We start from the raw sequence: 22,908 nt of genomic DNA, 5'->3' as shown, positions 1-22,908 counted from the left end.
TTTCTCGTCGTAAGCGCGTTGTCCAGCGATCCCGGTGGATCTTTAGACGATCTGTACGAACGGAGTCTAGGCCCTGCCTCCCGGAGCGGAACCACCCGTCCTGACCGGTGGTACGGATAACCCCACCTTGTCCCCGCAGGCGTACCCCATGGCGGTGGCCGCCCCGTCCACGGCAGGCTTGACGTCATGACCATCACATCCCAGCGCGGTGAAGCCGCCCCGCTGCCGCCGGCGCGCTTCGCCTTCGACGCCGTGACGTGGAAGGAGATCGCGTATCTGCTGGCGAACCTGCCCGTGGACATCGTGGGCTTCGTCTTCGTCGCCGTCGTGCTCTACCTCGGCGTCGGGCTGTCCGTGACCGTGGTCGGCCTGCCGCTGCTGGCGCTGGGACTGGCCGGGTGCCGGTTGCTGGGGCGGCTGGAGCGGATACGGGCACGCGGCATGCTCGGGGTGGCCGTGGACGAGCCCCGATCGCTGCATCCGGGGCGGATGGGCTTCTTCCCCTGGCTGTGGACCTCGCTGAAGGACCCGGTGGGGTGGCGGCACGCGCTGTACTTCTTCATCCGGCTGCCATGGGGGATCGCGACCTTCACCATCGCCCTGACCTCGCTCTTCGTGGCGTGGCCCGTGCTGCCGTTCATCGCCCGGGGGCTGGCCAACGCGGACCGCGCGATGGTCCGCGGCCTGCTGTCGCCCTCCGACGAGCTGGAGCGGCGGATCGCCGAGCTGGAGTCGGACCGGGGCACGGTGGTGGACACCGCCGCCGCCGACCTGCGCCGTATCGAACGCGATCTGCACGACGGCGCCCAGGCACGGCTCGTGGCGCTCGCCATGGACCTGGGCCTGGCCAAGGAGAAGCTGCAGGAGGACCCGAAGGCGGCGGCGAGGATGGTCGACGACGCCCACGGCGAGGTGAAGCTGGCCCTCCAGGAGCTGCGCGACCTGGCCCGCGGCATCCACCCGGCCGTCCTCACCGACCGCGGCCTCGACGCGGCGCTGTCCTCGGTGTCCGCCCGGTGCACGGTGCCGGTGCAGGTGCAGGTGGACCTGGCGAGCCGGCCCGCGGCGGCGATCGAGGGCATCGCCTACTTCACCGTCTCCGAGCTGCTGCAGAACATCAGCAAGCACAGCGGGGCGCGCCTGGCCGTCGTCGAGCTGTGGCGCTCGGACGGCCGGCTGATGATCCAGGTCCGCGACGACGGGCGGGGCGGGGCGACCGCCTCGGGGGGCAGCGGGCTGGGCGGGCTCGCCGAGCGGCTGGGCTCGGTGGACGGCCTGCTGGTGATCGACTCCCCCGCGGGCGGCCCGACGACGGTGACGGCCGAGCTGCCCTGGCGGGACCGCGCCTGAGCCGCGCACAAGTAGGCCGGTGCCCTCGCGGAGGGGACCGGCCTTCTCTCGTGGCGCCAGGCGGCGAGTCAGCGCCCCGGTCCGGGCCGCCGCACAGCGGGGTGGGGTTTTCCCCAGGTCCGAGACGCCGATCCGCACCATGGGCGCGAGGGCCCCGCAGGAGGAGGCTGAAGACAACACAGGCGGCAGAGGGACGACGAAGAGGACGGACGTGACCATGGCATACGGTTTCCCGGAGCCGCGCGAGCACCGGTTGCCCGCGGCGCTGCGCGCGCCGATCGAGGCCCGCACCTGGCGCGAGCTCCTGTATCTGCTGCTGAACCTGCCGATGGGCGTCATCGGCTTCGTCTTCACGGTGACGATGCTGTCGCTCGGCGCGGGCCTGCTGGTCACCTTTCTCGGGCTGCCCGTCCTCGCCGCGATGCTGGCCGGTTGCCGGGGGCTCGGCGTCGTGGAGCGCGAGCGGGCCCGTCAGTGCCTGCGCATCGACGTGGCCGCGCCAGAGCCGCTGCGCCGACGGCCCGGTCAGGGCCTCATGTCGTGGCTCGGCGGCCAGCTGACCAGCGGCGCCTCCTGGCGGCACGTCCTGTACTTCTTCGTGCACTTCCCGTGGGGCGTGTTCACCTTCTCCGTGGCCGTCTCCTTCTTCACCTACGGCTGGGGGCTCCTCACGTACCCGCTGTGGCAGTGGGTGTTCCCGGCCTACACCGACCAGCCGGGGCTCCAGCTGTACGGGGACGGGAACGGCAACGGCTGGTGGCTGGACTCGCCGTTCGAGCTGGCCATGACCTCCGCGCTGGGCCTGCTGCTGGTCCTGGTCACCCCCTGGCTGATCCGGGGCATGGCGTACGTGGACAGGGGCCTGGTCGCGGGGCTGCTGGGGCCGTCCCGGCTGGCCAGCCGGGTCTCGGAGCTGGAGTCGGACCGGGGCACGGTGGTGGACACCGCCGCCGCCGACCTGCGCCGTATCGAACGCGATCTGCACGACGGCGCCCAGGCACGGCTCGTGGCGCTCGCCATGGACCTGGGCCTGGCCAAGGAGAAGCTGCAGGAGGACCCGAAGGCGGCCGCCACCATGGTCGAGGAGGCGCACGGCGAGGTGAAACTGGCCCTCCAGGAGCTGCGCGACCTGGCCCGCGGCATCCACCCGGCCGTCCTCACCGACCGCGGCCTCGACGCCGCCCTGTCCGCCCTCGCGGCTCGCTGCACCGTGCCGGTGCAGGTGAGCGTGGACCTGCCGGGGCGGCCGGTACCGGCGATCGAGGGCATCGCGTACTTCACCGTCTCCGAGCTGCTGCAGAACATCAGCAAGCACAGCGGGGCCTCGCGCGCCGCGGTGGACCTGTGGCGCTCGGGGGACCGGCTGATGATCCACGTCGCCGACAACGGACGCGGCGGCGCCTCCACGGCTCGCGGCTCGGGCCTGGCCGGGCTCGCCGAGCGGCTCGGGGCGGTGGACGGCGTCCTCGCGGTGGACTCCCCCGCCGGCGGCCCGACCACCGTCGCGGCCGAGCTGCCCTGGCGAACCTGACGTCACGGTGGCCGCGCAGGCGCCGGGACCGGAAGACCGCTGGACCGACCGGAACGACCGCAGGACCGCAGGACCGCAATAACCGCAAGGCCGCAATAGCCGTAGGACCGGGAAGACCGGCAGAACCGAGAGGACGCTGATCGCGCCCCCCTCCGTCCCTCCCCGCACCCCGCCCCGGTGGCAAGGCCGTGTGCCGGCCGCCGGAAGCTGGAATGCTGGGGAGGGGCACATCACGTCGACACGGGGGGCCGGTAGCGGTGGAGGACAGAGTGCGGGTGGTCATCGCCGAGGACTCGGTGCTGCTGAGGGAGGGACTGACCCGCCTGCTGACCGACCGCGGGCACGAGGTCGTCGCCGGGGTCGGGGACGCCGAGGCCCTGCTGAAGGTGATCGGCGAGCTCGCCGCCGAGGACGCGGTGCCCGACGTGGTCGTGGCCGACGTGCGGATGCCGCCGACCCACACCGACGAGGGCGTGCGCGCCGCGGTGCGGCTGCGCCGCGACCACCCGCGGCTGGGAGTGCTCGTGCTGTCGCAGTACGTGGAGGAGCGGTACGCCACCGAGCTGCTGGCCGGCAGTTCCCGGGGGGTCGGGTATCTGCTCAAGGACCGGGTGGCCGACGTGCGGGAGTTCGTCGACGCGGTCGTACGGGTGGCCGGCGGCGGTACCGCCCTGGACCCGGAGGTGGTGGCGCAGCTGCTGGGGCGCAGCCGCAAGCAGGACGTACTGGCCGGTCTCACCCCGCGGGAGCGCGAGGTGCTGGGGCTGATGGCCGAGGGCCGGACGAACTCCGCGATCGCCAAGCAGCTGGTGGTGAGCGACGGGGCCGTTGAGAAGCACGTCAGCAACATCTTCCTCAAACTGGGGCTGGCTCCCAGCGAGGGAGACCATCGGCGTGTCCTGGCCGTGCTCACGTACCTCAATACCTGATCCTCTGACGTATCGTCAGAGCAACCCGCGGAAGCCCAGAACTGAAGCGGCGCCGGAAGGCGTCCCCTATGGAGGAAGCAGGCAGCACCGGCTCCGGGGGCGGTGACCGTGACCCATCAGGGCACAAAGGGAGCTCAGCGCGGCGTTCACGATGCGGGAAGACCCGGGAAGGCGACCCTTACCCACGTACGATGGCGCGTGGGACACAAGGTCACGGCCCCGGTCGTGAGCCGCCGCCTCGAAGGAGGTCCGATTCAGTGACCAGCCAGGTCAGCAGCCCGACAACCCCCGATCGCCCCGTTCTGGGAGAGCAGCGGAAACCGGCCAAGGAGACCAAGAAGCTCGATCGGGTGGTGATCCGTTTCGCCGGGGACTCCGGCGACGGCATGCAGCTCACGGGAGACCGGTTCACCTCGGAAACGGCGTCGTTCGGCAACGATCTGTCCACCCTGCCGAACTTCCCGGCCGAGATCCGGGCCCCCGCAGGCACCCTGCCGGGCGTCTCGAGCTTCCAGCTGCACTTCGCCGACCACGACATCCTCACCCCGGGCGACGCCCCGAACGTCCTGGTCGCGATGAACCCGGCGGCACTGAAGGCGAACATCGGCGACCTGCCGCGCGGCGCGGAGGTCATCCTCAACACGGACGAGTTCACCTCGCGTGCGATGGGCAAGGTCGGCTACACGGCCTCGCCACTGGAGGACGGCTCGCTGTCGGCCTACGCGGTGCACCCGGTGCCGCTGACCACCTTGACGGTGGAGGCGCTCAAGGAGTTCCCGCTGACCCGCAAGGAGGCCGAGCGCAGCAAGAACATGTTCGCGCTCGGGCTGCTGTCGTGGATGTACCACCGGCCCACCGAGGGCACCGAGGACTTCCTGCGCAAGAAGTTCGCGAAGAAGCCCGAACTGGCCGAGGCGAACGTCGCGGCCTTCCGCGCGGGCTGGAACTTCGGCGAGACGACCGAGGACTTCGCGGTCAGCTACGAAGTGGCCCCGGCCGAAGCGGCCTTCCCGACCGGCACCTACCGCAACATCTCGGGGAACCTGGCGCTGTCGTACGGCCTGGTCACCGCGAGCCGACAGGCCGACCTGCCGCTCTTCCTGGGCTCGTACCCGATCACCCCGGCCTCGGACATCCTGCACGAGCTGAGCCGGCACAAGAACTTCGGCGTGCGCACCTTCCAGGCCGAGGACGAGATCGCCGGCATCGGCGCCGCGCTCGGCGCGGCCTTCGGCGGCTCGCTGGCCGTCACCACCACCTCCGGCCCGGGTGTCGCGCTGAAGTCGGAGACCATCGGCCTCGCGGTGTCGCTGGAGCTGCCGCTGCTGGTCGTCGACATCCAGCGCGGCGGGCCCTCGACGGGCCTGCCGACCAAGACCGAGCAGGCCGACCTGCTGCAGGCGATGTACGGGCGCAACGGCGAGGCGCCGGTCCCGATCGTGGCGCCGCGCACCCCGGGCGACTGCTTCGACGCGGCGCTGGAGGCGGCCCGCATCGCGCTGACCTACCGCACCCCGGTCCTCCTGCTCTCCGACGGCTACCTGGCCAACGGCTCCGAGCCGTGGCGGGTCCCCGAGCTGGACGAGCTGCCCGACCTGCGGGTGCAGTTCGCGACGACGCCCAACCACGTGGCGGAGGACGGCACCGAGGAGTTCTGGCCCTACCTGCGCGACCCGGGGACCCTGGCACGCCCCTGGGCGGTGCCGGGCACCCCCGGTCTGGAACACCGGATCGGCGGCATCGAGAAGCAGGACGGCACCGGGCACATCTCGTACGACCCGGCCAACCACGACCTGATGGTGCGCACCCGGCAGGCCAAGATCGACGGCATCGAGGTGCCCGACGTCGTCGTCGACGACCCGGACGGCCGGGCGCGGACGCTGGTGATCGGCTGGGGCTCGACATACGGGCCGATCACGGCGGCCGTACGGCGCATCAGGGGCGCAGGGGGCGCGGTCGCACAGGCGCATCTGCGCCATCTGAACCCCTTCCCCGGGAATCTCGGGGAGGTCCTGGGGCGTTACCAGAAGGTAGTGGTCCCGGAGATGAACCTCGGCCAGCTCGCCCACCTGCTGCGGGCGAAGTACCTGGTCGACGCCCGCTCGCACACCCAGGTCACCGGCCTGCCCTTCAAGGCCGAGCAACTCGCTGCCGCCATCCAGGAGGAGAGCGCAGATGTCTGAGGCTCCTGCCGTCGAACACCGCACGCCGGGGCTGCCGGCGCTGTCCCTGGTCCCCAAGGCCGAAGCCAGGCAGTCCATGAAGGACTTCAAGTCGGACCAGGAAGTGCGCTGGTGCCCCGGCTGCGGTGATTACGCGATCCTCGCCGCGGTGCAGGGCTTCATGCCCGAACTGGGCCTGGCCCGGGAGAACATCGTCTTCGTCTCGGGGATCGGCTGCTCCTCCCGCTTCCCGTACTACATGAACACCTACGGGATGCACTCCATCCACGGCCGCGCCCCGGCCATCGCGACCGGCCTCGCCGCCTCGCGGCGCGACCTGTCGGTGTGGGTCGTCACGGGTGACGGCGACGCGCTGTCCATCGGCGGCAACCACCTGATCCACTCGTTGCGTCGCAACGTGAACCTCAAGATCCTGCTCTTCAACAACCGGATCTACGGTCTGACCAAGGGGCAGTACAGCCCCACCTCCGAGCTCGGCAAGATCACCAAGTCGACGCCGATGGGCTCGCTGGACGCGCCCTTCAACCCGGTCTCGCTGGCGCTCGGCGCGGAGGCCTCCTTCGTGGCGCGCACCGTCGACTCCGACCGCAAGCACCTCACGAGCGTGCTGCGGGCGGCCGCCGCGCACCCGGGCACCGCCTTCGTCGAGATCTACCAGAACTGCAACATCTTCAACGACGGCGCCTTCGAGGTGCTGAAGGACCGGACCTCCGCCGAGAACGCGGTGATCCGGCTGGAGCACGGGGAGCGGATCCTCTTCGGCGCCGACAACACCAAGGGCGTCGTGCGCGACCGGGCCACCGGCGACCTGAGGGTCGTCGACGTCGACGCGTCCAACGAGGACGAGATCCTGGTGCACGACGTGCACGCCGCCTCGCCCACCACGGCCTTCGCCCTGTCCAGGCTCGCCGACCCCGACACGCTGCACCGCACGCCGATCGGCGTGTTCCGCAGCGTCGAACGGCCGGTCTACGACGCGCTGATGTCCGAGCAGCTGGAGCAGGCCGTCGAGCAGCACGGCAAGGGCGACATCGCCGCCCTGCTGGCCGGCAACGACACGTGGACGGTCGTGGGCTGACCCACCACGCCCATCACGCCGGACGTACGACGGGGCCCGGGCCTGATCGTCAGGCCCGGGCCCCGTCGTACGCCCGGCGGGCCACCATCACCTGCTCCGTGCGGTCCTCGGTCCAGCGGGCCAGGGCCCAGACCTGATCCGCGGCCTCCTTGCCGAGCGGGGTGAGGGAGTACTCCACGCGCGGCGGGATGACGGGGTGCGCCCGGCGGTGCACGAAACCGTCGCGCTCGAGGGTCTGCAGGGTCTGGGCGAGCATCTTCTCGCTGACCCCGCCGATCGTGCGGCGCAGCTCGCTGAAGCGCAGCGTCCCGTCGATCAGGGCGGCGAGCACCAGCACGCCCCAGCGGCTGGTGACGTGTTCGAGGATCACGCGCGAGGGGCAGTTGCGCGCGTTCACGTCGGGGGGCGCCTGCAGCACATCGGTCAGCTCGTCCCTTACGTCCATGCCACCAGCTTACTTTGAAGTGGGTACTTTCTGGAAGTTAGTACCGCTCGTAGGGTTAGTCCAGTCATCACGAACGGGGACAACAGCGACTGGAGTGAACCCCTCATGAGCATCGTCGTCACCGGAGCCACCGGTCAGCTGGGCCGTCTGGTCGTGGACCGACTGCTGGCCGACGGCCCGGCCGAGCGTGTGGCAGCCGTCGTACGCGACGCGGACAAGGCCGCGGACCTCGCCTCCCGGGGCGTGGAGCTCCGGGTGGCCGACTACGACGCGCCCGCGACCCTCAAGGGCGCCTTCCGGGCGGGCGACGTGGTGCTGCTGATCTCGGGCAGCGAGGTCGGCCGGCGCGTCGCGCAGCACACCGCCGTGATCGAGGCCGCCAAGGAGGCGGGGGTGGCACGGCTCGCGTACACCAGCGTCCTCGGCGGACCGGACGCCGACTTCCGGCTCGCCGGGGAGCACCAGGAAACCGAGCGGGCCCTGCTGGACTCCGGGCTGACCTACACACTGCTGCGCAACGGCTGGTACACCGAGAACTACACCGCACAGATCCCCGTCCAGCTGGAGCACGGCGTCACCGGCAGCGCGGGCGAGGGCCGCATCGGCTCCGCGAGCCGCGAGGACTACGCGGACGCCGCCGCGGCCGTGCTGACCGGAGAGGGGCACGAGAACGCGGTGTACGAACTCAGCGGGGACGAGGCCTGGACGATGGCCGAGTACGCCGCCGAGCTGGCCCGCCAGTCCGGCCGGCAGGTCACCTACACCGACCTGCCCGCCGACGCCTTCCTGGCGGTCCTGACCGGCGCAGGGCTGCCCGAGCCGGTGGCCGAGATGCACGTCGACGTGGACGTCGCCGGCATCTCCCGCGGGCTCCTCCAGGGTGGCAGCGGCGACCTCGCCCGGCTGATCGGACGTCCCACCACCGCGCTCGCGGACACGGTCGCGGCGGCGCTCAAGGGCTGACCCCACCCGCCCGCCCGAACGGCGGGGCCCCGCGGCGGATCCCCTCCGGACGCGGGGGCCCCGCCCCCTGCCCGTCCCGCGCGGACGCGCTCCCGGCCTGCGGCGAAGGTGTCATGACCGTCATGCGATACGCAGATGACGGGAGATGGCCACGCACGCTACCTTCGAGCAGTCGGCCAGCGCCCCGGGAGGAACGAGTGAACGAGCAGCGTGCCGGTCTGCTGTACGGATTCGCCGCCTACGGGCTCTGGGGGCTCTTCCCCCTGTACTGGCCGCTCCTCGAACCTTCCGGCGCGGGCGAGATCCTCGCCCACCGCATGGTCTGGTCGCTCGCCGTCGTCTCCCTCGTGCTGCTGGTGATGCGCCGCTGGGCCTGGGTCCCCGAACTCCTGCGGCAGCCGCGGCGGCTCGGGCTGCTGGCTGTGGCCGCGGCCGTCATATCCGTCAACTGGGGCCTGTACATCTGGGGCGTCAACAGCGGCCACGTGGTCGAGACCTCGCTGGGCTACTTCATCAACCCGCTCGTCACCATCGCCCTCGGCGTCCTCGTCCTGCACGAGCGGCTGCGGCCCGCGCAGTGGGCCGCGGTCGGTGTCGGCGCCGCCGCCGTCCTGGTGCTGACCCTGGGGTACGGGCGGCTGCCCTGGATCGCGCTGACCCTGGCCTGCTCCTTCGCGACCTACGGCTTCATCAAGAAGAAGGTCGGCATGGGCGGCCTGGAGTCGCTGGCGGCCGAGACGGCCCTGCAGTTCCTGCCGGCGCTCGGCTACCTGGTCTTCCTCGGCACCCGCGGCGACGCCACCTTCGCCTCGCACGGGGCCGGTCACGCCTTTCTGCTCGCCGCGTGCGGCGTCGTCACGGCGGTACCGCTGATCTGCTTCGGAGCGTCGGCCATCCGCATCCCGCTGAGCATGCTGGGGCTGCTGCAGTACCTCGCGCCGGTCTTCCAGTTCGGGCTCGGACTGCTGTGGTTCCACGAGGAGATGCCAGCTGAACGCTGGGCCGGCTTCGCCCTCGTCTGGCTCGCCCTGGCTCTGCTGACCTGGGACGCGCTGCGTGCCGCCCGGCGTGGCCGGATCGCGGTGCGCGCCGCCGCCGTGCTGCCCGACGAGGCGGCGCCGCGCGGGGCCGTCACCGGCTGAGCCGCGGCGTCGGCGCACGGACGCCGGCCTTCGGGTCCCTCGACGCCTCATGTGCCTCGTGCGCCTGACTGCGGGAGCGGTGGGCGCGGACCTTGTGGCGGTTGCCGCAGTGCTCCATGGAGCACCAGCGGCGCCGGCCGGGGCGTGAGGTGTCCACGAAGACCAGCCGGCAGTCGTGGGCGGAGCACTCACGGACGCGGTCGGCGTACGGGCCGGAGAAGAGCTCCACCGCGTCCCGCGCGACGGCCGCCAGGACCTGCGTGCCGGTGACCGGGGTGCGCCAGGCGCGGCTCCCGTCGGCGGCCAGGCGCAGCGCGGGAGGACGCCAGGCGGCCGCCTCGTTGAGGACGACGAGGTCCGCGGCGGGGAGCGGTTGCCCGTGGACGCGGGCGACGGCGACGCGCCAGAGCGCGTCGCGCAGGTACCGGGCCGTGGCGACGTCCTCCGGGGAGACCGCGAGGCCGTCGGGGTCGGGGCGCAGCCGGCACGCCGCCGCCCAGCGGACCAGGTCGGCGGGCTCGTGGAGGACCTCGTAGCCGGCGTAGGCGCCGGGACCGCCGGTGGGCAGCAGCTCGAGGCCGAGCGCGCCCGGATCGAAACGGTAGGCGACTCCTTCGGGTGAAGGGAGGACCAGACCGATTGCGGGCTCCTTCATGTAACCAATATAACTGGTTACAGACCGGCCGGGACGCCGGCAGGAGACGCGAACGAGGGGGCACGGCATGGCAGTTCACTGGAAGCTCGTGATCGACGCGGCGGATCCGCACCGGCAGGCCGCCTTCTGGGCGGAGGCCCTGGAGTACACGCTCGAGGACCACAGCGTGCTGATCGAGAAGCTGCTGGGGTTCGGCGCCGTCACGGAGGATCTTCTGACCGAGGCGGCCGGCCGGAGGGCCTGGCGGGACCTGGCCGGCGTGCGCCACCCCGAGGACCCGTACGACGAGGAGAAGGGCTCGGGCCTCGGGCGGCGCATCCTGTTCCAGCGGGTGCCCGAGGCCAAGACGGTGAAGAACCGGCTGCACATCGACCTCCACCCGGGCACCGGCCGGCTGGAGGCGGAAGTGGCCCGGCTGGAGGGGTTGGGCGCGAAGGTGCTGCGGCGGATAGCGGAGCCCTCCGGCACCTGGGTCACCATGGCAGACCCGGAGGGGAACGAGTTCGACGTCGCGTGACCCTCGGCTCCGGCACTCGCCTTGACGACGGAGGCGGAGCGATGAAAACATCTCCATGCATACGCAACTAATGCATACGCAAGGAGATGACGGGGTGTCGGACTCAGAGCGGTCGTTCCTGTTCCTGGTGGGAAGCACCCGCGCCGACGGCAACACGGAGATGCTGGCGCGGCACGCCGCCGAGCAGCTTCCGCCGACGGTGGACCGACGCTGGCTGCGGCTGAAGGATCTGCCGCTGCCGCTCTTCGAGGACCGACGGCACGACGGCGACGGCCGCTATCCCGCGCCGACAGGACACGCCGCGACGCTTCTGGAGGCCACCTTGGCGGCCACCGACATCGTGGTGGTCTCACCGCTGCACTGGTACAGCGTCTCGACCGGCACCAAGCTCTACCTGGACCACTGGTCGGGCTGGATGCGCGTGCCCGGGCTGGACTTCCTGGAGCGGATGCGTGGCAAGACCCTGTGGTCGGTGACCGTGCACGGCGGCCGGGACCCGGCGACGGCGGCCCCGCTGGTGGGGACGCTGCGGCACACGGCGGACTACGCCGGTATGCGCTGGGGCGGGGCGTTGCTGGGCTACGGCAGCAGGCCGGGTGACATCCTGCGGGACACGGCGGCGCTGGGCCGGGCGAAGACCTTCTTCAGCTGACCGCCTGGGCTCAGGCCGTGATGTCGCGAGTGGTGAAACGGGCCCAGGCCGCGGACCCGAACACGGCGACGTAAAGGGCCTGGAGCTGGAGGTTGCTGCGCATCTCGTCCCAGTAGACGGGGGCGCGGACCAGGTCGGCGAAGCTCAGCCAGTAGTGGGGGAAGAGGTAGGGCTGCACGGCGTGCAGTTGCGGGATGGTGTCGACGATCTGCACGGTGATCAGCAGGCCCACGGTCGTGGCCATGGCGGCGATGCCGCTGTTGGTGAGCGTGGAGATGAACAGGCCCAGCGCGGCGATGCCGGTGAGCGAGGCGGTCACGACCAGGGCGACCAGCAGGGCGCGCAGCAGCCCCTCGGAGAACGGAACCGTCGTGCCCGACAGCAGGGTGACGTCGCCGAGCGGGAAGAGCAACGCGCCGGTAACCAGTGCCGAGACGGCCACGACGAGCGTGCCGATCAGGCAGAAGGCCAGGACGGAGGCGTATTTGGAGACCAGCAGACGGGTGCGCCCGGCCGGGGCGACCAGCAGATAGCGCAGGGTGCCCGCGTTGGCCTCGCCGGCGATGGCGTCACCGGCCACGACACCGATCGCCATGGGGAGGAAGAACGGCAGCGTCGCGGCGAGCGAGGCGAAGACCAGGAAGAGACCGTTGTTGGTGATCAGCGCGACGAAGGCCGGGCCGTCGCCGCCGCCGCCTGCCGAGCCGCCGTCACCGGTCTCGATCCGCACCGCGATCCCGATGAGCACCGGGACCCCGGCCAGGACGGCCAGCAGGGCCACGGTGCGCCAGCGGCGCAGCACGGTCACCAGCTCGCTGCGGAACAGCCCGAGCGAGCGGATCGGCCACACCGGCCCGGTGGTCAGGGTGTCAGCCTGCGACATCGAAGCCCTCTCCGGTCAGCGCGACGAACGCGTCCTCCAGTGAAGCCCGTTCGACGCCGAAGCCGCGGACGCGGACTCCGGCGGCGACCAGTGCGGCATTGAGGTCGGCGAGTTCGGGGAGCGCCGCCGGGTCCTGGGCCAGTTCCCCCGTGACCCGGTCGCCGTCGGCGGCGAGACCTGTGACCCCGCGCTCCTTCAGGACCCGCACCGCCTCGGCGGGGTCGGGGGTGGTGACCACCAGACGGCCGGCGGAGGACAGCGCCTCCACCGGGCCCTGGGTGATCAGCTTGCCGCGGGACATCACGGCGGCGTGGGTGCAGACCTGTTCGATCTCGTCGAGGAGGTGGGAGGAGAGGAAGACCGTGGTGCCGTCCGCCGCCAGCTCGCGGACGAGCGAGCGGATCTCCCGCATGCCCTGCGGGTCCAGGCCGTTGGTGGGCTCGTCCAGCACCAGCAGCTCACGGGGCCGCAGCAGCGCCGCGGCCAGGCCGAGCCGCTGCTTCATGCCGAGCGAGTAGGCACGCGCCTTCTTGCCCGCGGCGGCGGCCAGGCCCACCCTCTCCAAGGCCGCGTCGACCCGGTCCCCGCGGGTGCGGGGACCGGCGGTCGGATCGGCCGCGTCGAAGCGCAGCAGGTTGTCCCGGCCGGAGAGGAAGCCGTAGAGGGCGGGGCCCTCGATCAGCGCGCCCACGCGCGGCAGGACGTTGCGCACCGCGCGCGGCATCGGCTCACCGAGCACCCGCACCGTACCGGAGGTCGGGTCGATGAGCCCCATGAGCATGCGGATCGTCGTCGTCTTCCCGGAGCCGTTGGGCCCCAGGAAGCCGAAGACGCTGCCCCGGGGTACGGCGAGGTCGAGGCCGTCGACGGCGAGCTGTCCGCCGCGGTACCTCTTGGTGAGTCCGCTCGTGGAGATCGCGTGCTCACCGGACTCGGCGGACGGCTCCCCCATCGGCGCTCCTTCGCTGCGTGCCGGTGCCCTGCTGCGCGCTCTACTTCGCGGCCGCGTCCGCGGCCTTGATCAGGGCGTCCTGGGTCACGGTGCCCACGTAGACCTTGCCGCTGTCGGTGATCAGTGCGTTCACCAGGCGGGTGCCCAGCACCGTGCCGGTGCCGAAGTCACCCTTGACCTCCTTGCCGAAGGTACCGAGCAGCCCCTGCCCGCCAAGGCCGGGGGCCTTGTCCCCGCCCTTGGACGGGTCGGCGTTCAGCGCCTCCCGCGGCAGCTTCAGCTCGGCGATGGAGTCCCAGCCCTTGCCGAGGACGCCCAGGCCCTCCAGACCGTCCAGGCCGCCGAGGTCACCGAGCTCCTCGTGCGCCTCGCGGGCCTCCCGCCCGGCCTTCCCGTCGGCCTTCTCCGTCGTCACCTTCGCCCCCTTGGGCGGGGTGAAGTCGAAGGTCGAGGCGGCGGGCCGGGAGAAGTCGACCTTGGTGAAGGCGACGTCGACGACGGCCTTGCCTCCGCCGCTCGGGGAGAGAGTGAACTTCAGCGGCACACCGGTGCCGGCGTCCACGCCGATCCGGATCGCCCCGACCGTGGAGTCGGCGGCCTTGGGCCTGATCACCAGCTGGTAGGCGTCCCGCCCGGCGATGCGCGCGGTGCCGTCCACCGTGACGGTGGAGCTGTCGTCCGTCGCGTCGAGGATCTTCTTCGCGGCCTCCTGCGGGGTGGCCGGCCAGCCCTCGGGCAGTTCGCGGTCGCCCTTGGCCGAGTCCTCGCCCCGCGCGTCGCGCGGGAGACCGGTCAGGTGATACGCCTGATTGCTGCCGCTGTCGTAGGCCCAGACCTCGTCACCGTTGTGGACGAGGCTGTACTCCGCGGCGTTCCGGACGATCGACACCCTCTGCTTCTGCGGGCCGTCGGCCGCGATGCGCAGGGTGTGGGAGCCGGCCAGCAACTGGGTCAGCTGCTCCCTCGGGTCGGCCGATGAGTCCCCGCGGCCGCCGGCGCCACCACCACCGCCGCCGAAGGGCCCGGCGGCTCCCGTGGCGCCGCTCAGCACGGCCGGCAGGCCGAAGTCCGTGCTGATGCGGACCGAGCCGGAGATCGTCTGGGTGTCCGAGGCCGCGACCTTCGCGATCAGCTCCTCGGCCGTGATCTTGGGCAGCTCCGGGCTGCCCGCGTTCGCGAGCGCCGGAACGAGCCCGATGGTCGCCGCGGCGACTCCCGCCGCCGCCACCGGGACCGCGTAACGTATCGCCTTGGTCCGCCGCCGGGGTTCCCGGTCGTCGTCCATGGGCTGGATGGGTGCCATTACGTGCCTACCTCCGTCGTCAACGGCGGGTTCTCGTCAGCGTCGCACTCGTCCACCTCGGGCCATTGTCGCCCGATCCGCCGTGTGGTGCTGCCTCTTATCCCATCAATCGCGCCACTCGGGCGCATCGCCCGCCGGGATCAACTCGGCGTACACCCCTGGGATGACGGTCCCTGACCACGACTCAGGGCACAGGGCGCCTCACCCGGTGGCCGCACGGGCCGCGTCGGCGCCGGGGACGGCCCGTCCCGGGCTCCTAGCCCGCGCGGTGCACCACGGCGTCGCACAGGCCCTCCAGGGCCCGCTTGGCGGCGCAGTCGGGCAGCGGTGCCAGCAGGGCCCGCGCCTCGTCCGCGTAGCGCACGGTGTCGCGCCGGGCCTGAGCCAGCGCCGGGTGGGCGCGCAGCAGCGCCAGCGCCTCGGCGTGCCGCCGGTCGTCCGTCAGATCGCCGTCCAGCAGTTCGCACAGCCGCCGGTCGTCCGCCGACGCGAAGCCGCCCGCCTTGGCCACGGCCGAACGCAGGTGCAGCACCGGCAGGGTCGGTACGCCCTCGCGCAGGTCCGTGCCCGGGGTCTTGCCGGACTCGTGCGAGTCGCTGGCGATGTCCAGCACGTCGTCGGCGAGCTGGAAGGCCGTGCCGACGCGCTCCCCGTACTGGGTGACGATGTCGACGACGCTCTCGTCCGCGCCGGACATCATCGCGCCGAAGCGGCACGAGACGGCGATCAGCGAGCTCGTCTTGCCGGCGATGACTTCCAGGTAGTGGTCGATCGGGTCGCGTCCGTCCCGCGGGCCGACGGTCTCCAGGATCTGCCCGGTGACCAGCCGCTCGAAGGCCTCGGCCTGGATGCGTACGGCCTCCGGCCCGAGGTCGGCCAGTATGTGCGAGGCCTTGGAGAACAGGAAGTCGCCGGTCAGCACGGCGACCGAGTTGTCCCAGCGGGCGTTGGCGCTCGGCACGCCGCGGCGCACCGCGGCCTCGTCCATGACGTCGTCGTGGTACAGCGTCGCCAGGTGCGTCAGCTCCACCACCACGGCCGACGGCACGATGCCCGGAGCGTGCGGGTCGCCGAACTGGGCGGCCAGCAGCACCAGCAGCGGACGGAACCGCTTCCCGCCCGCGTGCACGAGGTGGCGGGCCGCCTCTGTGATGAACCGCACATCGCTCTTGGTGGCCTCCATGAGGCCCTCCTCGACGGCGGACAGCCCGGCCCGGACCCCGGACTCGAGGTCCTCGTCCATTACGCTCAGCCCGAAGGGCCCGACGACCGTCGTCACCTGGGATTCTCCTGTCGCTGAGATCGCTTCTGCGGCGTGCGGCGTGGCGCTGTACTACACCGGCAGAGTAACCGGTCGCCTCTCGATCACTGCGAGGGCATGGCCCCCTCGGGCCACTACGCCCGGTTTTGCCCGCCTGTGCGACCGGTCTTCCCCGGGTCCGCGCCCGGTCGCGGGCCCCCACCGCCGCCTCGGACCACCCCTTGCGGGGCGCCCGGAGCGGGCTCCGCGAAGGACCTCGTGCCACTGGCGCCTTCCCCGCGAGCCGCCCGCCATGCCCGCCCGCCGTACGGCTCCCGGCGCGCACGCCGAACGGCGCGGCCCGCGCCAAGTGCGGGGAGCCACGCCGTGGATGGCCGCGCGGGCCGGGGCGCGGGACCCGCCCAGCGCCCGTACGCCTTCGTCACCGCCGCCGCCGGTCGCGGCGAGGCCCACTCCGTGCCGCACACGAGGCGCAGCACCGGCCCCGAAGGTGGCCGCGGCGGGCAGGCCGGTGAAGTACGCCCCGGAACGGAGGAGCCAAAGCCGGCGCCCAGCCGGGGGGCGAGCCGCCGGTACGGGCCGGCTCGGCACGCAGCTCGGACCCGAGGAAGTCCAGCGCCTCCAGGTCGACGCGGTAGCCGGTGGCGGCCCTCACGTGGTCGGCGCGGAACTCGGCCGCCCGGCCGCCGGGAGCGGCGGTGGACAGCACGGCCTTGCCGCCCTCGTCCAGGCAGGCGCCGCGCAGGGTGTGGTCCCCGCTGACGGTGGCCTTGCCCTCGAAGCGCTCCCGCGGCCACCAGGCATCCAGCGGCCCGGCACGCGGCGCGCGAGGTACACCCGCAGGGGCGCGGGCAGGCCCCGGACATACCGGGCGTGGTAGGTGAAGGCGTACAGGGGCCAGGCCCGCCCGAAGGGCGACTCGGGCTGCAGGCGCGGCTGCCGGTCCGGCGGGTCGCCGAAGCCCACGGAGCGCCGCCCGCGGGCCGGCAGCCGTACGGTGGCGCCCGCCTCCGCGAGCAGTACGGCGCTCTCCACCGCGGACTGCCCGGCGCCCACGGCGACCGCCTCGCGCCGGTGAGCCGGCCCAGGTCGGTGTGCTGGGAGCTGTGCGAGACGGGTCCCGTCACCGACGGTCCGTCGGGCGTGACCCGGCGCAGCACACCGGGCGTGTGCGCGAAGCCGTGCGCTCCGCCGCCGACGACGACCGCCCGGGCCCGGAACTGCTCGCCGGAACCGGGCTCGCGCTCGAAGCCGCCTGTCGCGGCCCGGTCCACGGACACCGCCTTGACCTGTCCCAGGTCGGGGACGAGCCGCTCCTGGAACCGGTGGCCGTAGCGGACGAAGGTCCCGGCGGGGATCAGGTCCCAGTCGGTGACCAGCGGCCGCTCCCCGGCGTCCAGGCAGAAGTCGCGCAGGGTGTGGCCGGGCCGGGCGGGCGGAGATGCTGGATGCGGCGGGGGTGGACTTCAGGAGTCATGGCGGAGGGCATGTTCTCGCGCCGGCTGACCATGGGGTTGCCGAAGGTGCGTAGGGCGATTCCTCGTTCGCGCAGGTGTGCGGCTGTGGACGGACCGCACGGGCCGGCGCCGATCACAGCGACGGGCGTCGTCATGGGTGTTCCCTTCGCATCGCGGTTCGACGTCGTGACCGGTACATCCGCAGCAGGTGCCGGGCGCCGGGCCGCAGGAAGCGGGCGAGCATGGTGAGGAACGGCCGCAGCCCGTCGGCGGCCGGCCAGGCCAGTTCGGTGCCGGTGGCGCGGCCGGGGGCGTGCGGCGGGCGAACGCACGCCGGAAAGACGGCTCCCGGATGGATTGGCGCGATCCGGCCGTGACGGCTCCGCGCGGCCGGGCCGCGACAGCACGGCGCCCCGTGACCGGGGAGCCGGTCACGGGGCGCTCGGGCCGTGCGAGGGGGTCAGCGGACGAAGACGCCCGCCTGGCTCGCGAGGTCCAGGAAGTACTGGGGCGCGACACCCAGCACCAGGGTGACGGCGACACCCACCGCGATGGCCGTGGACGTCAGCGGCGAGGGCACGGCGACCGTGGGACCGTCCACCTTCGGCTCGCTGAAGAACATCAGCACGATGACCCGGATGTAGAAGAACGCCGCGATCGCGGACGAGATCACACCCACGATCACCAGCGGCACCGCGCCGCCCTGCGCGGCGGCGCTGAACACCGCGAACTTCCCGGCGAACCCGGAGGTCAGCGGGATGCCGGCGAAGGCCAGCAGGAAGACCGCGAAGACCGCGGCCACCAGCGGTGAGCGCCGCCCCAGACCCGCCCAGCGCGACAGGTGCGTGGCCTCCCCGCCGGCGTCGCGCACCAGCGTGACGACCGCGAAGGCGCCCAGCGTCACGAAGGAGTACGCCGCCAGGTAGAAGAGCACCGAGGAGACGCCCTCCGGCGTGGTCGCGATGACACCGGCCAGGATGAACCCGGCGTGCGCGATGGAGGAGTACGCGAGCAGACGCTTCACGTCGGTCTGGGTGACCGCGACGATCGCGCCGACCAGCATCGTGAGGATCGCGACGCCCCACAGCACCGGCCGCCAGTCCCAGCGCAGCTCCGGGAGGACCACGTAGAGCAGCCGCAGCAGCGCGCCAAAGGCGGCGACCTTGGTGGCCGCGGCCATGAAGCCGGTGACCGGGGTCGGCGCGCCCTCGTAGACGTCCGGCGTCCACATGTGGAACGGCACGGCGCCCACCTTGAACAGCAGGCCCATGCCGACCAGCGCGGCGCCGATGAGCAGCAGCGCGTCGTTGCCCGCGGTGTCGGCGAGCGCCGGGGTGAGCTTGGCGGTGCCGTCCACGACCGACGCGATGCCGGAGTAGGAGACCGTGCCCGCGTAGCCGTACAGCAGGGCGATGCCGAAGAGCAGGAAGGCCGAGGAGAAGGCGCCCAGCAGGAAGTACTTGACCGCCGCCTCCTGCGACATCAGGCGACGCCGCCGGGCCAGGGCACAGAGCAGGTAGAGCGGGAGGGAGAAGACCTCCAGGGCCACGAAGAGCGTCAGCAGGTCGTTGGCCGCCGGGAAGATCAGCATGCCGCCGATGGCGAACATCAGCAGCGGGAAGACCTCCGTGGTGGTGAAACCGGCCCGGACGGCGTCCTTCTCCTGGTCGCTGCCGGGCACCGCGGAGCCCTGCGCGGCGAAGGAGTCGACGTTGCGGCCGTGCGCCTTGGGGTCGAGCCGGCGCTCGGCGAAGGTGAAGACCCCGACCAGACCCACCAGCAGGATCGTGCCCTGCAGGAAGAGGGCCGGGCCGTCGACGGCGACCGCGCCCATGGCGGCGATGTGCGCCTTTGTCGTGGCGTACCCGCCCGCCGCGAGCGCCACGACCGCGGCGAAGGCGGCGGCCATGCCGATCACCGCGAGGCCGACCTGACCGGTGTAGCGCAGGCGCCGCGGCAGGAACGCCTCGATGAGGATGCCGAGGATGGCCACACCGAAGACGATCAGGACGGGAGCGAGCTGGGCGTACTCGATCTTCGGCGCGTTGATCTTGTCGGCGGCGAGCGGTGCCGCCGTTGTCCACAGGCTGTGGACAGCAACTGTGCTGCTCACTTGGATGCCTCCAGCGCCGGCTTGGGGTCGGTCTTGTGCACGTCGGAGAGCGTCTGCTGCACCGCCGGGTTGACGACGTCCGTCAGCGGCTTCGGGTACACGCCGAGCACGATCAGCAGCGCGATCAGCGGTGCCACGACGGCGAGTTCCCGGACCTTCAGGTCGGGCATCCCCTGCACCTCGGCCTTCACCGGGCCGGTCATCGTCCGCTGGTAGAGGACGAGGACGTACAGCGCGGCGAGGACGATGCCCGTGGTGGCGATGATCCCGACGGCCGGGTAGCGGCTGAACGTCCCGACGAGGACGAGGAACTCGCTGACGAAGGGCGCGAGCCCCGGCAGCGACAGCGTGGCCAGACCGCCGATCAGGAAGGTGCCGGCCAGCACCGGGGCCACCTTCTGCACCCCGCCGTAGGACGCGATGAGGCGGGAGCCGCGGCGGGAGATCAGGAAGCCGGCGACCAGCATCAGCGCGGCGGTGGAGATGCCGTGGTTGACCATGTACAGCGTCGCCCCGCCCTGGCCCTGGGAGGTCAGCGCGAAGATGCCCAGGATGATGAAGCCGAAGTGGGAGATGGACGCGTACGCGATCAGCCGCTTGATGTCGCGCTGGCCGACGGCGAGCAGGGCGCCGTAGATGATGCTGACCAGCGCCAGCACCAGGATCACTGGCGTCGCCCACTTGCTGGCCTCGGGGAAGAGCTGGAGGCAGAAGCGGAGCATCGCGAAGGTGCCGACCTTGTCGACGACCGCGGTGATGAGCACCGCGACCGGCGCCGTGGCCTCACCCATGGCGTTGGGCAGCCAGGTGTGCAGCGGGAACAGCGGGGCCTTGACCGCGAACGCGAAGAAGAAGCCCAGGAACAGGGCGCGTTCGGCGGTGGTGGACATGTCGAGCTTGCCGGACGCCCGGGACTGCAGGATTTCCTGCAGGGAGAAGGTGCCCTGGCCGAGCTGGTCGGCGGTGACGGCGTAGAGCCCGATGACCGCGGCCAGCATGATGAGCCCGCCGGCCAGGTTGTAGAGCAGGAACTTCACCGCCGCGTAGGAGCGCTGACGGGCCGCCTCCTCCTCGCCGTGCTCGTGGGCACGGTCCCCGAAGCCGCCGATGAGGAAGTACATCGGGATGAGCATGGCCTCGAAGAAGATGTAGAAGAGGAAGACGTCCGTGGCCTCGAAGGAGATGATCACCATCGCCTCGACCAGCAGGATCAGCGCGAAGAAGCCCTGGGTGGGGCGCCAGCGGCGGTCCGGGTTCTTCTCCTCCAGGGGGTCGGCGTCGTGCCAGCCCGCGGCGATGACGAACGGTACGAGCAGCGCGGTCAGCCCGATCAGCGCGACGGCGATGCCGTCCACCCCGAGTTCGTAGCGGACGCCGAAGTCGGCGATCCAGGCGTGGGACTCGGTGAGCTGGTACCGGGCCCCGCCCGGGTCGAAGCGCACGAAGACGACGGCGGCCAGCACGAGCGTCGCCACTGAGACGAGCAGCGCGAGCCACTTGGCGGCCCCGCGCCGCGCCGCCGGCACCGCGGCGGTGGCGATCGCGCCGAGCGCCGGCAGCCCGGCGGTCAGCGTGAGCAGGGGGATGGACATCAGGCAACACCCCTCATCAGCAGCGTCGCGGCGACCAGCACCGCGGTGCCCGCCAGCATCGACACGGCGTAGCTGCGCACATAACCGTTCTGGAGCCGGCGCATCCGGCCGGAGAGGCCGCCGACGGCGGCCGCGGTGCCGTTGACGACGCCGTCCACACCCTTGTGGTCCACGTAGACCAGGCCGCGCGTGAGGTACTCGCCGGGGAGCACCAGGGCGACGTGGTTGAAGTCGTCCTGGAGCAGGTCGCGCCGGGCGGCGCGGGTGAGCCAACTGGCCCGCGGGGCGACGGAGGGGACGGGGCGGCGACCGTACATGGCCCAGGCCAGGGCCACGCCGAGCACCATGACCACCATCGTGGCGCCGGTGACGGCGCCCGCGCCGATCGGCGGGTGGCCCTCCTCGTGACCGGTGACCGGCTCCAGCCACTTCACGAATGCCTCGTGGAAGCTGAACAGGAAACCGGCGAAGACCGAGCCGAAGGCCAGGACGATCATGGGGATCGTCATCGACTTCGGCGACTCGTGCGGGTGCGGCTCGTGGCCGTCCGCGTCGGGCTGCCAGCGCTTCTCGCCGAAGAAGGTCATCACCATCACGCGGGTCATGTAGAACGCGGTGATCGCCGCGCCCAGCAGGGCCGCGCCGCCGAGGATCCAGCCCTCGGTGCCGCCCTTGGCGAAGGCGGCCTCGATGATCTTGTCCTTGGAGTAGAAGCCGGACAGGCCCGGGAAGCCGATGATCGCCAGGTAGCCGAGCCCGAAGGTGGCGAAGGTGACCGGCATGTACTTCCACAGGCCGCCGAACTTGCGCATGTCCACCTCGTCGTTCATGCCGTGCATGACCGATCCGGCGCCGAGGAAAAGCCCGGCCTTGAAGAAGCCGTGGGTGACCAGGTGCATGATCGCGAAGACGTAGCCGATCGGGCCGAGGCCCGCGGCCAGCACCATGTAGCCGATCTGCGACATCGTCGAGCCGGCCAGGGCCTTCTTGATGTCGTCCTTCGCGCAACCGACGATCGCACCGAAGAGCAGCGTGACCGCGCCGACCGTCACCACGGCGATCTGGGCCGTGGGTGCGGCGTTGAAGATCACGCCGGAGCGGGTGATCAGGTAGACGCCGGCGGTCACCATCGTCGCGGCGTGGATCAGGGCCGAGACCGGGGTCGGGCCCTCCATCGCGTCGCCGAGCCAGGACTGCAGCGGGACCTGGGCCGACTTGCCACAGGCGGCGAGCAGCAACATCAGGCCGATGCCGGTCAGGACGCCCTCGCCCGCCTGGTCCACCTGGCCGAAGAGCGGCTCGAAGGTGAAGGTCCCGAAGGTGGTGAACATCAGCATGATCGCGATCGACAGGCCGACGTCGCCGACGCGGTTGACGATGAAGGCCTTCTTGGCCGCGGTCGCCGCGCTGGGCTTGTGCTGCCAGAAGCCGATCAGCAGGTACGAGGCGAGGCCCACGCCCTCCCAGCCGACGTAGAGCAGCAGGTAGTTGTCGGCGAGGACCAGCAGGAGCATCGCCGCGAGGAAGAGGTTGAGGTAGCCGAAGAAGCGGCGGCGCCGCTCGTCGTGCTCCATGTAGCCGATCGAGTAGATGTGGATGAGCGTGCCCACACCGGTGATCAGCAGAGCGAAGGTCATCGACAGCTGGTCGAGCTGGAAGGCCACGTCCGCGTGGAAGCCGCCGACCGAGAGCCAGGTGAAGGCGGTCGAGTGCAGCGCGCGGTCCTCGCCGCCGCGGCCCAGCATGTCGAAGAAGAGCACCGCCGCGACGACGAAGGACACCCCCGCGAGCGTGGTGCCGATCCAGTGGCCCGCGCGGTCCAGCCTCCGGCCGCCGGTGAGCAGCACGCCGGCCCCCAGCAGCGGCAGGAGGACGAGCCATCCGATCAAGTAGTCCACTGTC

At 71.8% G+C, this 22,908-nt stretch carries 18 protein-coding genes and 2 pseudogenes; 9 read left to right on the top strand and 11 right to left on the bottom strand.

Features of this window, described 5'->3' with window-relative positions:
* The first annotated feature begins 186 nt into the window (after window positions 1-186).
* The 5 genes from AC3EUJ_RS10985 to AC3EUJ_RS10965 all read left to right on the top strand — a co-directional run bounded on the left by AC3EUJ_RS10985 (window position 187) and on the right by AC3EUJ_RS10965 (window position 7,071).
* A complete protein-coding gene (locus tag AC3EUJ_RS10985) occupies window positions 187-1,350 on the top strand; it encodes a sensor histidine kinase (RefSeq protein ID WP_431960893.1) in 1,164 nt (387 codons plus the stop codon).
* A gap of 217 nt (window positions 1,351-1,567) precedes the next feature.
* The gene (locus AC3EUJ_RS10980) at window positions 1,568-2,881 is read left to right on the top strand and encodes a sensor histidine kinase (RefSeq protein WP_431960892.1); all 1,314 of its coding nucleotides are present in this window, start codon (window positions 1,568-1,570) and stop codon (window positions 2,879-2,881) included.
* 269 nt (window positions 2,882-3,150) lie between these two features.
* The gene (locus AC3EUJ_RS10975; RefSeq protein WP_431960977.1) at window positions 3,151-3,810 is read left to right on the top strand and encodes a LuxR C-terminal-related transcriptional regulator; all 660 of its coding nucleotides are present in this window, start codon (window positions 3,151-3,153) and stop codon (window positions 3,808-3,810) included.
* A 257-nt stretch (window positions 3,811-4,067) separates the two neighbouring features.
* Window positions 4,068-5,993: a 2-oxoacid:acceptor oxidoreductase subunit alpha gene (locus tag AC3EUJ_RS10970; protein ID WP_431960891.1), complete on the top strand. Its 1,926-nt coding sequence runs from the start codon at window positions 4,068-4,070 to the stop codon at window positions 5,991-5,993.
* Window positions 5,986-7,071, top strand: a complete 1,086-nt coding sequence (locus AC3EUJ_RS10965) for a 2-oxoacid:ferredoxin oxidoreductase subunit beta (RefSeq protein ID WP_431960890.1) — start codon at window positions 5,986-5,988, stop codon at window positions 7,069-7,071. The genes AC3EUJ_RS10970 and AC3EUJ_RS10965 overlap by 8 nt, the downstream gene beginning before the upstream one ends.
* A gap of 49 nt (window positions 7,072-7,120) precedes the next feature.
* On the opposite strand, the gene AC3EUJ_RS10960 is transcribed toward AC3EUJ_RS10965, so the two are convergent.
* A complete protein-coding gene (locus tag AC3EUJ_RS10960) occupies window positions 7,121-7,516 on the bottom strand; it encodes a winged helix-turn-helix transcriptional regulator (protein WP_431960889.1) in 396 nt (131 codons plus the stop codon).
* Between the two features lie 105 nt (window positions 7,517-7,621).
* On the opposite strand from AC3EUJ_RS10960, the gene AC3EUJ_RS10955 reads away from it, so the two are divergent.
* Together AC3EUJ_RS10955 and rarD are read left to right on the top strand one after the other, a co-directional pair.
* Window positions 7,622-8,479: an SDR family oxidoreductase gene (locus AC3EUJ_RS10955; RefSeq protein WP_431960888.1), complete on the top strand. Its 858-nt coding sequence runs from the start codon at window positions 7,622-7,624 to the stop codon at window positions 8,477-8,479.
* Window positions 8,480-8,676: 197 nt separating this feature from the next.
* Complete coding sequence (rarD, locus tag AC3EUJ_RS10950) at window positions 8,677-9,621, top strand: EamA family transporter RarD (RefSeq protein WP_431960887.1); 945 nt, start codon at window positions 8,677-8,679, stop codon at window positions 9,619-9,621.
* Here the strand turns inward: rarD and AC3EUJ_RS10945 are convergent.
* A complete protein-coding gene (locus AC3EUJ_RS10945) occupies window positions 9,611-10,276 on the bottom strand; it encodes a CGNR zinc finger domain-containing protein (RefSeq protein ID WP_431960886.1) in 666 nt (221 codons plus the stop codon). The genes rarD and AC3EUJ_RS10945 overlap by 11 nt on opposite strands.
* Window positions 10,277-10,343: 67 nt before the next feature.
* Between AC3EUJ_RS10945 and AC3EUJ_RS10940 the strand changes: the two genes are divergently transcribed.
* Window positions 10,344-10,793 carry a VOC family protein gene (locus tag AC3EUJ_RS10940; protein ID WP_431960885.1) on the top strand — a complete coding sequence of 150 codons (450 nt, stop codon included), beginning with the start codon at window positions 10,344-10,346 and terminating at the stop codon, window positions 10,791-10,793.
* A gap of 70 nt (window positions 10,794-10,863) precedes the next feature.
* Window positions 10,864-11,445: a flavodoxin family protein gene (locus tag AC3EUJ_RS10935; RefSeq protein WP_431960884.1), complete on the top strand. Its 582-nt coding sequence runs from the start codon at window positions 10,864-10,866 to the stop codon at window positions 11,443-11,445.
* 10 nt (window positions 11,446-11,455) lie between these two features.
* Here the strand turns inward: AC3EUJ_RS10935 and AC3EUJ_RS10930 are convergent, their stop codons facing one another.
* From AC3EUJ_RS10930 to nuoL, 9 genes and pseudogenes are all read right to left on the bottom strand, one after another.
* Window positions 11,456-12,328, bottom strand: a complete 873-nt coding sequence (locus AC3EUJ_RS10930) for an ABC transporter permease (protein WP_431960883.1) — start codon at window positions 12,326-12,328, stop codon at window positions 11,456-11,458.
* Window positions 12,315-13,280, bottom strand: coding sequence for an ABC transporter ATP-binding protein (locus AC3EUJ_RS10925; protein WP_431960882.1), 966 nt, complete (start codon window positions 13,278-13,280; stop codon window positions 12,315-12,317). The genes AC3EUJ_RS10930 and AC3EUJ_RS10925 overlap by 14 nt, the downstream gene beginning before the upstream one ends.
* A gap of 40 nt (window positions 13,281-13,320) precedes the next feature.
* Window positions 13,321-14,583 (bottom strand): LolA family protein, encoded by a 1,263-nt coding sequence (locus AC3EUJ_RS10920; protein ID WP_431960881.1) that lies wholly within the window; start codon window positions 14,581-14,583, stop codon window positions 13,321-13,323.
* A 256-nt stretch (window positions 14,584-14,839) separates the two neighbouring features.
* The gene (locus tag AC3EUJ_RS10915) at window positions 14,840-15,826 is read right to left on the bottom strand and encodes a polyprenyl synthetase family protein (RefSeq protein ID WP_431960976.1); all 987 of its coding nucleotides are present in this window, start codon (window positions 15,824-15,826) and stop codon (window positions 14,840-14,842) included.
* A gap of 425 nt (window positions 15,827-16,251) precedes the next feature.
* Window positions 16,252-17,456: pseudogene (locus AC3EUJ_RS10910) on the bottom strand (FAD-dependent oxidoreductase); the annotation flags it as partial.
* Window positions 17,453-17,620: pseudogene (locus AC3EUJ_RS10905) on the bottom strand (ATP-grasp domain-containing protein); the annotation flags it as partial. The pseudogenes AC3EUJ_RS10905 and AC3EUJ_RS10910, both read right to left, overlap by 4 nt.
* Window positions 17,621-17,761: 141 nt before the next feature.
* A complete protein-coding gene (gene nuoN / locus AC3EUJ_RS10900; RefSeq protein WP_431960880.1) occupies window positions 17,762-19,414 on the bottom strand; it encodes an NADH-quinone oxidoreductase subunit NuoN in 1,653 nt (550 codons plus the stop codon).
* Window positions 19,411-21,006: an NADH-quinone oxidoreductase subunit M gene (locus tag AC3EUJ_RS10895; protein WP_431960879.1), complete on the bottom strand. Its 1,596-nt coding sequence runs from the start codon at window positions 21,004-21,006 to the stop codon at window positions 19,411-19,413. The genes nuoN and AC3EUJ_RS10895 overlap by 4 nt, the downstream gene beginning before the upstream one ends.
* Window positions 21,006-22,904, bottom strand: coding sequence for an NADH-quinone oxidoreductase subunit L (gene nuoL, locus AC3EUJ_RS10890; protein WP_431960878.1), 1,899 nt, complete (start codon window positions 22,902-22,904; stop codon window positions 21,006-21,008). Before nuoL ends, AC3EUJ_RS10895 begins: the two co-directional genes overlap by 1 nt.
* Window positions 22,905-22,908: the final 4 nt, after the last annotated feature.

This window comes from Actinacidiphila sp. bgisy160, from assembly GCF_057707815.1.
This window is presented reverse-complemented; position numbering and strand designations above follow the sequence as displayed.